The 12,979-nt window shown below is 63.9% G+C and carries 11 protein-coding genes; 1 reads left to right on the top strand and 10 read right to left on the bottom strand.

The window, feature by feature from the left end:
• Nucleotides 1–21 precede the first annotated feature (21 nt).
• The 6 genes from BLU77_RS14200 to BLU77_RS14175 form a co-directional block, all read right to left on the bottom strand.
• Entirely contained in the window at nt 22–837 is an 816-nt protein-coding gene (locus BLU77_RS14200) for a carbohydrate ABC transporter permease (RefSeq protein ID WP_175477292.1), read from the bottom strand.
• Nucleotides 838–851: 14 nt separating this feature from the next.
• Nucleotides 852–1,748, bottom strand: coding sequence for a carbohydrate ABC transporter permease (locus tag BLU77_RS14195; protein WP_425441234.1), 897 nt, complete (start codon nt 1,746–1,748; stop codon nt 852–854).
• Between the two features lie 17 nt (nt 1,749–1,765).
• Nucleotides 1,766–3,070, bottom strand: coding sequence for an ABC transporter substrate-binding protein (locus tag BLU77_RS14190; RefSeq protein ID WP_089773750.1), 1,305 nt, complete (start codon nt 3,068–3,070; stop codon nt 1,766–1,768).
• A 121-nt stretch (nt 3,071–3,191) separates the two neighbouring features.
• Entirely contained in the window at nt 3,192–4,394 is a 1,203-nt protein-coding gene (locus BLU77_RS14185) for a cytochrome P450 (protein WP_175477114.1), read from the bottom strand.
• Entirely contained in the window at nt 4,394–5,623 is a 1,230-nt protein-coding gene (locus tag BLU77_RS14180; RefSeq protein WP_089773748.1) for an NAD(P)/FAD-dependent oxidoreductase, read from the bottom strand. The genes BLU77_RS14185 and BLU77_RS14180 overlap by 1 nt, the downstream gene beginning before the upstream one ends.
• Before the next feature lie 4 nt (nt 5,624–5,627).
• Nucleotides 5,628–5,819, bottom strand: a complete 192-nt coding sequence (locus BLU77_RS14175) for a ferredoxin (protein ID WP_089773747.1) — start codon at nt 5,817–5,819, stop codon at nt 5,628–5,630.
• Between the two features lie 242 nt (nt 5,820–6,061).
• Between BLU77_RS14175 and BLU77_RS14170 the strand changes: the two genes are divergently transcribed.
• Nucleotides 6,062–6,922 carry a helix-turn-helix transcriptional regulator gene (locus BLU77_RS14170; protein ID WP_175477113.1) on the top strand — a complete coding sequence of 287 codons (861 nt, stop codon included), beginning with the start codon at nt 6,062–6,064 and terminating at the stop codon, nt 6,920–6,922.
• A 61-nt stretch (nt 6,923–6,983) separates the two neighbouring features.
• Here BLU77_RS14170 and BLU77_RS14165 read toward each other — a convergent pair whose 3' ends face one another.
• The 4 genes from BLU77_RS14165 to BLU77_RS14150 are packed head-to-tail and all read right to left on the bottom strand — an operon-like array spanning nt 6,984 to nt 12,854.
• A complete protein-coding gene (locus BLU77_RS14165) occupies nt 6,984–9,773 on the bottom strand; it encodes an alpha-L-rhamnosidase (RefSeq protein WP_175477112.1) in 2,790 nt (929 codons plus the stop codon).
• Nucleotides 9,774–9,799: 26 nt separating this feature from the next.
• Complete coding sequence (locus BLU77_RS14160; protein ID WP_089773744.1) at nt 9,800–10,633, bottom strand: carbohydrate ABC transporter permease; 834 nt, start codon at nt 10,631–10,633, stop codon at nt 9,800–9,802.
• Nucleotides 10,630–11,526 (bottom strand): carbohydrate ABC transporter permease, encoded by an 897-nt coding sequence (locus tag BLU77_RS14155; protein WP_425441233.1) that lies wholly within the window; start codon nt 11,524–11,526, stop codon nt 10,630–10,632. The genes BLU77_RS14160 and BLU77_RS14155 overlap by 4 nt, the downstream gene beginning before the upstream one ends.
• 17 nt (nt 11,527–11,543) lie before the next feature.
• Nucleotides 11,544–12,854, bottom strand: coding sequence for an ABC transporter substrate-binding protein (locus BLU77_RS14150; RefSeq protein WP_089773742.1), 1,311 nt, complete (start codon nt 12,852–12,854; stop codon nt 11,544–11,546).
• Nucleotides 12,855–12,979: the final 125 nt, after the last annotated feature.

Here is a 12,979-nt window from a genome sequence, read left to right as displayed (position 1 = left end):
AAAGATTCCTTCCGGAACTGGTCAGCCCTTGACGGCGCCGGAGGTCATTCCGGCAACGATCTGGCGGTTGAAGAAGATGTACATGATCAGCGGTGGAATGGTGATCAGCAGAATGTCCATGAAGAGCAGGTTCCACTGGTTCGACGACCGACTCTGGAAGTTGTAGAGCGTCAGCTGGACGGTCGCATTGTCGTCCCCGGGCAGGAAGTACAGCGGGTTGGCGAAGTCATTGAAGATCGCGACGGACTGCACGACGATCACCGTGATCGCGATGGGCCTCATCAACGGAATAATCACCGAGAAGAACAATCGGAAGGAGCTCGCCCCATCAATGATTGCTGCCTCATCCAATGACCGTGGGATGGTGCTCACGAACGCCCGGAACAACAGGATCGAGAACGCGAGACCGAAGGTGATCTCGATCAGGATCAGACCCGGCAGAGTGCCGAACAGACCCACGGTCTGCAGCACCCAGACCGTGGGCACAACGGCCGGCGGCACGATCAGACCGGCCAGGACGAAGAAGTTCGCCACCGTGCGAATCGTGGAAGCACGTCGCTGCATGACGAAGCCCACCATCGCGGCAATCACCACCAGCACCGTCACACTCACCACCGTCAAGACCGTGGAGTTCACGAAGGCGCGAGCGACGATGAAGTCGCGTTGGGTGATGACCTCGATCAGGTTATCCAGGAATACCCACTCCGTCGGCCAACTGAACGACAGCTCGGCAGCCCCACGGCGCGTCTTCGCTGCCTGAAGAAGGATGAAGACGAACGGCAGGATGAACACGACGATCGAGACAGCGATGGCAGCGATTCCAGTCACCCAGCGCATGGTGCGTTCGCGTTTCACTGCTCGACCTCCCGCCTGTTCAGCATCAGTGAGATCGGCACCATGATTGCCGTCACCACGAGGAACAACACCACGTTCCCGGCGGTGGACAGGCCGTAGAAGCCGGCCTGGTACTGCTTGTAGATCACCGACCCGATCACGTCCGAGCTGAAGCCCGGCCCGCCACCGGTGGTCGCCCAGATCAGGTCGAACGACCGCAACCCGCCGATCAAGGACAAGATGAGCACGGTGCCGGTGGCGGGTTTGACCAGCGGCAGCGTGATCGACGTGAACACGGCCCACTTGCTCGCCCCATCAACCCGAGCGGCCTCGTAGTACTCACTCGGGATCGCCACCAGACCAGCGATATAGATCAGGCACGCGATACCCAGGCCCTTCCACACATCGATCCCGGCGATCGTCAACAACGCCAGACTCGGGTCCGTCAACCACCCCGGACCAGTGATCCCCAAGGCCTCCAAGGCCCCGTTGACCACACCATCGAAGGGGTCCAGCAGCGCCTTGAACATGATCCCCACACCGATCGTGGAGACCAGCACCGGGAAGAAGATCACCGACCGCAGATAGTTACGACCCACCAGCGCCGAGGTCAGCAGCACCCCCAACGCTAACCCGATCACCACCTTCAACCCCGAGGTCACGAACCCGTAGATCAAGGTGTTGATGAAGCTCTGGTACAGCTGCGGCTCACGGAAGAACTGGATGTAGTTCTCCAACCCGATGAACTCCTGATCGAACAACGTCCAGCGGGTCAGGCTGAAGTAGAACGAGGCGAAGGTCGGGATCGCGAAGAACACCAGGAACAACACCGCCGCAGGCAGGTAGAACCACAGCGGATACGCATGGCGAACAGTGCCCAAGGTGCGGACCTGACGAACCCTGCTGGCCCGCACCTCGGTGGTCTCAGCTGTCACCAGCCCTCGAGGCCCAGCTGCTGAGCCTGGTTCTCCACGTCACGGTCATAGTTCGCCGCAGCCTCCTCGGCGCCACGAATACCGGAACCCACCTCGACCGTGATCTGGGAGAGGTTCGGGCCCTTGATCGGGGAGAGGAACTCCAACGCCGGAGCAGTCCGCCCAGAATCAAAGTACGCCTGCACATCCGCAACCAACGGATCCACATCACCGGGAAGCTCGCACCCGTTCACATACGGACCGGTCGGCGCCCCCTGCGCGGTGAAGATCTCACAGGCCTCCGTGCTGTTCACGAACTCCACGAACGCCTGAGCTGCCTCACGCTCTTCGCCCTCAGTGGTCTGCGGGATATAGACGCCGCTCGGCTGCCAGATCGTGGCCGAGGTGTTCGCCGGGTCATCGGCCGGCAGGGCCATGAATCGAATATCACCGACGGCATCCGGATGGTTGGCCCGAATAGTGTCCATCACTCCGGTCAGAATCGGGTAGTGCACACCCGTGCCCTCGGCGAGCATCCGCGCCCCGTCCTCGTATGTGGCCGAGGGGTAGTTCTCATTGAAGTACCCAGCCTCGTAGGCCTCCTGATGGTGCACGAAGCCAGCCAGGGCTGGCTGCTCCGCGTAGAACTTCTCGTGTGCGGTATACCCCTGCGCCCACTCAGGGTCCGCGGCATTGACGTTCGCGAAGTCAGCGAGCACGAACAGCTGAGCGGTCCACGTGTCCCCATAGGTCTGGATGATCGGGTCATAACCCGCCGCAGCGATCTCCTCATTGTTCGCCATGAAGTCGTCCCACGACTCAGGCACCTCCAGACCGAGCTCATCGTAGATCGCACCGTTATAGGCGATCCCTCCCGCCAGTGACGCCCCGTATGCACCGCCATACAGGCCGTTCTCCGTACTGACGACGGAGGCGAAATCGTCCGTCAGCGAGTCTGCGAACGCAAAATCGCTCATCTCTACGAGATTCTGCTCCGGATTCAGAGCTTGGAACAACGATCCCGAGTTATACATGAAGACGTCTGCCATCTCTCCAGTAGACAAGCGCGTCTTGACGAGATTGTCACCATCAGTGCCGTCGGGCTTGGTGTCCAGGTTGACCACAATTCCGGGATTCTCGGCCTCGAAAGCCTCGATCAGTGCCTCCCCGGTGGCGATGCTCAGGTCACCCGCACTCGTGAGAAACGTGATCTCGACGTTTCCGTCAGTATTACCGCCGCCGGAGCATGCGGCCAGAGCCAGGGCAGCGGCGGCAGTAGCCGCGGCCGTACCGGTCCAGCGTCGAAAGGGAGTGGTGTTCATTTCCTTGCCTCCTTGCAAAGGACGATGTGGGGCGCTTCTCCGCCCCACTGTGTGGAAACTGTTCTCGTTCCTCCGGGCGCACCGCATTGGTGACCCGGTCGATACTTTGGCGATCGGTCTGCTACGACGACATACCACCCCAGGCGACGATCACGTCGCCCGCCTCATACGTACCTACAGGATTTGCGAAGGGCTGTGGGGACATCTGTTCCGCCTCGACGAGACGCATATCAGGTACGGTGGCAAAAAGTTGGCTGATTGCTTCGGTAATCTCCACGCGCGCCAACTGCTGACCCACACATCCGTGGCGCCCATGCCCGAATCCGAGGTGGCCGAAGGCGTCGCGCTTCACGTCAAATCGGTCCGGGTCCTCGAATCTACGCTCGTCACGATTCGCACCGACCGATGAGACGGAGACGGACTGGCCGGCCCTGATCCGTACGCCGTCGAGCTCGACGTCTTCGAGTGCGGTGCGGGGAAAGAGCGTCAGGAACATCGCCCCGTAGCGCATGAACTCCTCGACAGCCCCCTTCATCAGCGCAGGGTCAGTGCGAAGCACGGCACGCTGGTCCGGGTGCGTCAGCAACGCCACCGTCGTGGTGGCGATCATGTATGCGACAGAGTCGCGGCCCGAGGCCATCAAGACCAATGCCAGGCCCTCGATCTCTGACTGACTCAGTTCTCCACGAACGAGGTCACTGAGGACGTCCTCGCCAGGGTGCGAGCGCTTGGCGTCGATCACCTCCCGGATGAAGTCGAACTTCTGCTGAGTGGTCCCGCCTCCGACGAACAGCGTGCTGAAGGTGTCCGCGAACTCGTTCGGTATGCCGAGCACGTGGCAGTGCATCCGAGCAGATATGGGTTCGGCATATGCGGTCGTCACATTGGCCGGCGAGCCGCCCATCAGTAGGCGCTGCAGCTGGTCGCTGACAGTGGAGGCCACGACGTCGCGGATTCCGCGTACCGCACGCACCGAGAACCGGCTGGTGATTGCCCGCCGCAGTCGTGCGTGCTCGCCCCCATCCAACCCCAACAAGCCCGCCTCTCTCATCGATCGCTGTGCCGCGAGATCAGGCGGATCCGCACTCGACTCCGTCTCGAGCGGCATGCGCTGTGGCTGTTGGCTGAATCGCGGGTCCGCGAGCACGGCCTGGGCGAGCTCATGTCTGGTCACTATCAGCCCGTCGTGCCCGTCAGCGTATCGAAGGGGTGTGGCTGCAGCCTCGTCGCGCCAGTCATTGAGTGTGCGGGATGGGCGCAACGGGGTGCCGTCATCGGGCAGCGTTCGTACGCCATGCATGGGGCATCGAGCGGTCGAGCTCATCACAGTCCTTTCCCGGAGCCGACGAGGTCGGGTATCGAGGTGACGTCCTGGGCGGGCGAGTGTGTGAGGGGGTCCGGCAGCCTCAGGCGTGCGGCCCGAAAGGCACGCGCCATGTTCCATCCGATGACACCCGTCGCCGTGTCACCGACGTATGCGACCGCCACGAACCGGTCTCCGTTCATGTCCCCGGCCTCGGGCCGTAGCTCGACGTCGCCAGGGAACGTGCCGAGCACCTGAATTCGGGTTCCGAACAGCTCCGTCCAGTAGAACGGGTGCCCTACCGGGCTCGATGTGCCGGTGGCGATCTGCTCAGCAACGGCGCGGGCATGTTCGATACCCCTGAGTTGGTGTTCGACCCGGATGGGCGCACCCGTGGCCGCATCGGTCCACCGTGCGACGTCACCGACCGCGAACACCCCTGGCGCCGCGCGTCCTGTTGCGTCACAGAGGATGCCGTCATCGAGAGCGAGACCGCTTCCGCGCAACCACTCCACCTCAGGTTCGCAGCCGATGGCTCCCACGACCAGATCGGCGCGCAGCTGACCGTCTGCAAGGTACAGCGTGGTGTGGTCGGATCCCTCGTGGGCGCCAAGCACCTCGCGGGACAGCCTGAGATCGACGCCGTGCTCGCCGAGAAGTTTGTCGACCCGGTGCTCCAGGAGGTTCCCGACTGCGCCAAGCCGTACCGCGTCCCCGCGTCCGAGCAGTGTGACCTCAAGGCCCTGCGAGCGGGCCGCGGCAGCAATCTCACATCCGAGGACTCCCGCTCCCACGATGACCACTCGAGACGCTCGATCGAAGGCTGCCCGGAGAGCGGCGGCGTCGTCCAGTGTGCGCACGGTGTGCGCGCTGGGCACGTGCGGCAACGTTCGCGGACGAGCACCGGTCGCCACGATGAGCGTGCTGTAAGGGACGTCGCGTCCATCGAGGCTGACGGTGCGCGATGCCAGATCGAGCGATTCGGCGCGCATTCCTGGCAGAAACTGCACGTCGAGTGCGTCGAGGCGAACCCGATCGGTGATGGCCGCCTGTTCAGGGGTCCACGTGCCGAGCAGCACCTGCTTGGACAAGGCCGGCCTGTTGTAGGGCAGGTGCTGTTCGGCGCCGATGAGGGTGATCGGCGCCTTCTCTCCACGCTCGCGGAGAGCTTCTGCTGTCGTAAGGCCGGACAGGGATGCTCCGACGATCACGATGTGCGGCGTGCCGGTTCCACTCTTCGTGAGTTGCATGACGTCACATCTCGATGGAGATCGCACGAGCCGGGCAGAGCGCTGCGGCACGCCGGGCGGCAGGCTGGTCGGCGGCCGAGGGCTCGGCCTCGATCAGGTCAACGATGCCATCGTCGTCCTGATCGAAGACCTCGTCGGCCACGAGGGCACACTGCCCGGCTCCGACGCAGGCCGAGCGGTCCACACTGATGTGCATGAGTCGTCTCTCCGGCTGTCTGAGGGAATGCTCGCTGGTTCCGACGCACGAGTGAGGAGTCGATCCCTGCCAGCAACACGTTGTCTCAACCGTAGGAAGGAGGCGCCGATGTGACCATGGCAACATCGGGCAGAATATGGACGATACAAGCAGCTCGGCGATGAGTTCAGTCCAAGACTGATCCGATGTTCAACAATGGATTCGCGCATTTCAGATCGTTCTGTCCGCGAAGGGAGGGTCCAATGCCTGGAGAATCCGCGCCATCGGGCGGACCGGCCATCGTCGGAGCGAACTGGTATCGGTTTGTGGCGGGAGAGCAGATCCGTCACGCGGAGGTGGCGAGTGTCGCCTTCATCTGGCCACTGACCGGCTCGGGTCAGATCACGAGCCGAGGGCAGCGGTTCCACCTGGATTCGACCTGCCTCCTGCGGCTGCCCTGGCGCCACGATGTCGAGTACGTGGCGGACGAACGATCACCGTTCAAGGTCGGCACGGTCCATCTCGTGCCCTGGCATCACGATGAGGTGCCCGTCTCCCAACAGGTGGCGCATCGCCCAGGAGAGCCGCTGTTGTATGCGGACTGGCGTCGCGGTGAGCAGGGCGAGTATCCACAGCTGCTGAGCCGGCTCGATGGTTCTGGCCGTCACATCGTCACCATGGGCTCTTACGCGATAGAACGTTTCCTTGAAGGACCGTTGGACGACGATGCGCTCCGCGCTCTGGGCGTCCTGGTCGCCGAGGCGAGTGTGTACGCCAGTTCCCCGAAGGACACCGGTGTGCCCGCGGTTCTCGAGGTCATGATGGAGCATGTCCGGGCACACCTTGATCGCGCACTGACCGTCGATGACATCGCCAGAGCCGGTGGCTGCAGCACGACCACAGCACAGCGACTGTTCGCGCGGTACACCGGCCAGTCCGTGCTGGCCTGGACGAGGCGACGGCAGATCGACGAGGCTGCCCTTCTGCTTCGCACCACCGGAATGCGCGTGAATGAGGTCGCGAAGCGCGTCGGCTTCGCAGACCCGCTCTACTTCTCCCGGGCGTTTCGGGCAGTGTTCGGCGTGCCGCCGAGTCGATACGCCGCCGCACAGCTCCGGCCATAAGCAACGACACCGCGCAGACACGCCCTCCACCCCAGGTCAGGGGGGAGGGCGTGTCTGGCGATCAGCGCGCGAGTACTGCGTTCACCCGCTCGAACGCTGCCGGCAGCTGCTCGCGTACCTCGCCGGGTACACCGAACAGCATCGTCTCCAACGGCTGACCGTCGGCCCATGCGGTGCCGTGCCGTAGCCGGTCCCCGAGCTCGGCGTCCACGGCGGCCACCTCGGCCAGGAGTGCCTCGTGCGCGCGGCGGTCGTCCACGATCGCCCCGAGGGGTGTGCCCCAGCCGATCGACTCGACCGACGAAACGGTCCGCGGGTCGGCCACCTCCCACTCGTGCGATCCTGACCCCACCTCGAACGGCTCGCGCCCGGGCAGGGTGACCTGCGCCGTCGTGTTCGCGGGGATGGTGGCGTGCACCCGCAGGGTGCCCTCACCCGTTTCGGCCCAACCGGATTCGGCCAGCCCGTACGGGGTTTCCTGGCGAACCGAGGCGTGCTCGATGCCCTCGATCGGTAGCGGGGCGATCGTGATCGCGCGGTATCCCGGTGCCGCCGCAGCGAGACCGGCGAGGCCATGGTGCAGCCAGTCGGCGATCGCGCCGAAGGCGTAGTGGTTGAAGGAGGTCATCTCGCCGGGGTTGATGGTGCCATCGGGGAGCATGGAGTCCCACCGCTCCCAGATCGTGGTCGCCCCCATCGTCACCGCATACAGCCACGACGGCAGCCCGGTCTGCAGCAACAACCGCCCCGCCGCATCGGCATGCCCAGTCACAGACAGTGCGTCGGCGATGATCGGGGTGCCGACGAACCCGGTGCCGATGATGTACCCGTCTCGGCGGACGATCTCGGCGAGGCGGTCCCCCATCGCCTGGGTGGTCTCGGCGTCGACGAGACCGTAGGAGATCGCCATCGCATACGCGGTCTGGGAGTCGGACACGATCCGCCCGGCGCCGGTGACGTACTCGTTCACCCAGGCCTGCCGGGCCCGCTCGGCGTAGTCGCCGTAGTGGGCCGCATCCTCACCATGACCGAGGATCGTGGCTGCCTCAGCCAGCAGGGTGGCCGAACGCACCACGTGCGCACTGGCCACGATGTCCTTGTCCGTGCGCGCGCCGCCCGGCTGGTCCGGGGGTGCGGCCGGGTCGAGCCAGTCGCCGAACTGGAAGTCACCCTCCCAGAGCAGCCGGTCCCCGGCCAGGTCGACGAGCACCTCCATCCAGGCCTTCATCGAGGGATAGTGCTCGGCCAATGCGGCACGATCCCCAAAGCGCTGGAACAGCACCATCGGCACCACCGTGGCCGCGTCACCCCACGCGGTGGCCGGCTTCGGGTCACCAAGGACGTTCGGCACCACGAAGGGGCAGACCCCACCACTCCTCGCCTGTTCGAGGGCGACGTCGCGCAGCCACGAGGTCAGGAAGCCGTCGGAGTCGAACAGGGTCGCTGCGGTGGGGGAGAAGACCTGGATGTCGCCAGTCCAGCCAAGGCGCTCATCCCGCTGGGGGCAGTCGGTGGGGATGGAGACGAAGTTGCCCTTCATTCCCCAGACCACGTTCTCGTGCAGCCGGTTCACCAGCTCGTGCGAGGACTCGAACCACCCGGTGCGGCGCATGTCCGAGCTGATCACCACCGCGGTGAACGCACCCGGGTCGACCTCCCCGGGCCAGTTCTCCACCTCCGCATACCGGAACCCGTGGAAGGTGAACTCCGGTTCGAACACATCCGCCCCGCCAGAACAGGTGAGTGTGTCGGTGGCCTTGGCGTACCGCAACGGGCGAGTCCCTAGCTCACCGTGCTCGAGCACTTCCGCGTGCCGCAGGGTGATCGTGTGGCCCTCCAGACCGGTGACCCGCACCCGCAGTCGTCCCACGAGGTTCTGCCCGAAGTCGAGCACGGTCTTACCCGACGGCGTGGCGATCACCTCAGCCACAGAAACCTCGCCCACACGTCGCACCGGCTCGGCCGGATCAGCCTCCGGCACCACGGAGATATCGCTCACGACGGCGGCCGGCCAGCCGCTGTCGTCAAAGCCGGCCTGGTCCCAGCCCGGCAACGCGCGCCGGGCATCGATCGCCTCACCCTGGTAGAGGCTGCTCGCCGTGATCGGCCCGACGGCGGCCCCTCGCCAGGACTCGTCCGTCACGATCACCTGGGTGGTCCCGTCCGCGAGCTCGAGGTGCAACTGCGCCGCCACCACCGGCTGATCACCATAGATCCGACGGCCGCCTCCGTGGAAGCCGAACTCTTCGGTCCACCAAGCGCCGGCGAACCGGATCCCGATCGCGTTCGTACCTGTGCGCACCAGGCCGGTCACATCAGTGGCCTCGTGCACCAGCCGCTCGTGATAGTCCGTCCACCCCGGCTTCAACACCGCATCATCGACATCCGCGCCATTGATGCTCACCTGATAGACGCCACCACCGGTGGCATACAGGGTCGCCCGGACGACATCCTGCGCAACCTCGACTTCCGTCCGTGCCCGGCCTGGGCAGGCCACACCAGCAGGCTCGGCGAGCCCGATGAACGAGGCCTGCCATTCGCCGTCAGCAAGGAAGGTGCTGCGCACGGTCAGCGGCTCGGACCACTCCGTCCTCACCCCATCGGTAGAGGTGGTGCGCACCTGTAACTCGTGCCGAGCGTGCGGAGCCAGGGGCGGGAATGGCCAGTCCACGAACACTGACTCGCCCGTCTCCAACCGAACCGGGTCACCGCCGTCCAACCGGAGCTCGGCCGCTGCCTGGCGCCACGGTTGGTCGGACTCGACGATCCAGCTCAGCCGCGGCGCCGGCACATCGGCCAATGGTGCGTCATTACGTCGTTCCACCCGAACCCGGGTGACACGGGCGTTCATCTGAGAATTCCCCATTTCCTTGCTGATCAGCCCTTCACAGCACCGGCAGTCATACCGGCGACAATCTGGCGGTTGAAGAAGATATACATCACCAGTGGCGGAATCGTGATGAGCAGGATATCCATGAACAACAGGTTCCACTGGTTATTGCTCTGACTCTGGAAGTTGTACAACGTCAGCTGCACGGTCGCATTGTCATCACCGGGCAGGAAGTACAACGGATTCGCGAAATCGTTGAAGATCTGCACCGCCTGCACCACGATCACCGTGACCACCGTGGGCTTCATCAACGGCAGGATCACCCCGAAGAAGATCCGGAACGGACTCGCCCCATCAATGATCGCCGCCTCATCCAATGACCGTGGAATCGTGGACACGAACGCCCGGAACAACAGGATCGAGAACGCGAGACCGAAGGTGATCTCGATCAGGATCAACCCCGGCAGCGTGCCGAACAGACCCACCGTCTGCAGCACCCACACCGTGGGCACCACCGCGGGCGGCACGATCAGACCAGCCAGGACGAAGAAGTTCGCCACCGTGCGAATCTTCGACGCACGCCGCTGCATCACATACCCGACCATCGCCGCGATGATCACCAAGAACGTCACACTCACCACGGTCAGCACGGTCGAGTTCACGAACGCTCGAGCCACGATGAAATCACGCTGAGTGATGACCTCGATGAAGTTCTCCACGAAGGCCAGCTGGCTCGGCCAGGTGAACGATAGTTCCGACGCTTCCTGCCGCGTCTTCATCGCCTGAATCACGATGAACGCAAACGGCAGAATAAAGATCACGATCGACGCCACCACGGCCCCGATCCCGATCACCCACCGCATGACCCGTTCGCGCCTCATTGTTCCACCTCCCGGCGGTTCAACATCAAAGAAATCGGGACCATGATCGCGGTCACCACGAGGAACAGCACCACGTTGCCGGCGGTGGAGAGGCCGTAGAAGCCGGCCTGGTACTGCTTGTAGATGACCGACCCGATCACGTCCGAGCTGAAGCCGGGTCCGCCACCGGTGGTGGCCCAGATCAGGTCGAAGGACCGCAGCCCGCCAATGAGGGAGAGGATGATGACCGTCCCGGTCGCGGGTTTGACCAGGGGCAACGTAATGCTCTTGAACACCGCCCACTTGCTCGCCCCATCAACCCGGGCGGCCTCGTAGTACTCACTCGGGATCGCCACCAGCCCGGCGATATAGATCAGGCACGCGATCCCGAGCCCCTTCCAGACATCGATCCCGGCGATCGTCAACAGCGCGAGGTTCGGGTCGGTCAGCCATCCCGGACCGGTGATCCCGAGCACCTCCAAGGCGCCGTTGACCACACCATCGAAGGGGTCCAGCAGTGCTTTGAACATGATCCCCACACCGATCGTGGAGACCAGCACCGGGAAGAAGATCACCGACCGCAGATAGTTACGACCCACCAGCGCCGAGGTCAGCAGCACCCCCAACGCTAACCCGATCACGACCTTCAGCCCCGAGGTGACGAACCCGTAGATCAAGGTGTTGATGAAGCTCTGGTACAGCTGCGGCTCACGGAAGAACTGGATGTAGTTCTCAAGCCCGATGAACTCCTGGTCGAACAACGTCCAGCGGGTGAGGCTGAAGTAGAACGAGGCGAAGGTCGGTATTGCGAAGAACACCAGGAACAACACCGCCGCAGGCAGGTAGAACCACAGCGGATACGCATGACGAGCAACACCCAAGGTGCGGGCCTGACGAACCCTGCTGGCCCGCACCTCGGTGGCCTCAGCTGTCACCAGCCCTCGAGACCCAACTGACGCGCCTGGTTCTCCACGTCACGGTCATAGTTCGCCGCAGCCTCCTCAGCATCCCGGATGCCGGAACCGACCTCGACGGTGATGTTCTCCAGGTTCGGGCCCTTGATCGGGGAGAGGAACTCCAACGCCGGCGCCGTGTTCCCCGCATCAAAGTACGACTGCACGTCCTGCACCAACGGCGGCACATCCGCCGGCAGTTCGCAACCATTCACATACGGACCCGTGGGGTTGACCGCCTCGATGAAGACCGAGCACGCGTCGGGTCCGGTCACGAAGTCGACGAATGCGAGCGCGGCGTCGCGTTCGGCACCTTCGACACTGTTCGGGACGTACAGACCGTCCGGCTGCCAGATCGTGGCCGAGGTGTTCGCCGGGTCATCGGCCGGGATTGCCATGAAGCGCATGTCCTCAACGGCGTCCGGGTGGTTGAACCGGATCGAGCTGAGGATCGTGGTGAGGATCGGGTAGTGCACGCCAGTTCCCTCGGCGAGCATCGCGCCACCGTCCTCGAAGGTCGCTGACGGATAGTTCTCGTTGAAGTAGCCGGACTCGTAGGCCTCCTGATGGTGGCGGAATCCCGCGAGCGCCGGCTCGTCGGCGTAGAAGCGCTCGTGCGCCGTGTACTGCTCCGCCCACTCCGGATCCGCCGCATGCACGTTCGCGTAGTCACCCAGCACGAAGAGCTGGCTGGTCCAGGTGTCCCCATAGGTCTGGACGATCGGGTCATAACCCGCCGCAGCGATCTCCTCATTGTTCGCCATGAAGTCGTCCCACGACTCAGGGACCTCCAGACCGAGCTCATCGTAGATCGCACCGTTGTAAACGATGCCGCCGGCGAACGAGCTTCCGTAGGATCCGCCGTAGATCCCGTTCTCAGTACTCACCACGCTCGTGAAGTCGTCGGTCAGGTTCTCCACCCAGGGTCGATCACTCAGGTCCAGCAGGTTCTGGTCGGGGTTCAGCGCCTGGAACAGCGATCCCGAGTTGTAGTTGAACACCTCGGCCATCTCGCCCGTGGCCAGCCGGGTCTTGATGAGGTTGTCACCCTCGGTGCCTCCAGGCCGACCGTCCAAGTTGACGGTGATGTCCGGGTTCTCGGCTTCGAACGCCTCGATCAGCGCTTCTGCGAGTGCGGTGTTGTCCTCGTCTGACGTGGACAAGAACGTGATCTCGACACTGCCGTCGTCACTGCCACCACCGGAGCATGCGGACAGTACGAGCGCTGCGGCGGCGACCGATGCGGCTCCCACACCGAGACGACGACGTCGGAAAGAGCTGGGGTTCATCACTTTGCCTCCTCGCAAAGACGGAGCGACAGCACGTTCTGCTCGCTCACTGAATCCTTTCACGATCGACGATAAGTGGTCTGCCGACTCTTCGTCAACCGGTCTACACTTTTGGTACTAACCTG

It is taken from the genome of Ruania alba, from assembly GCF_900105765.1.
GTDB lineage: Bacteria > Actinomycetota > Actinomycetes > Actinomycetales > Beutenbergiaceae > Ruania > Ruania alba.
Note: the sequence above shows the minus strand (reverse complement) of the source record. Positions and strands in the feature narration are given on the sequence as shown.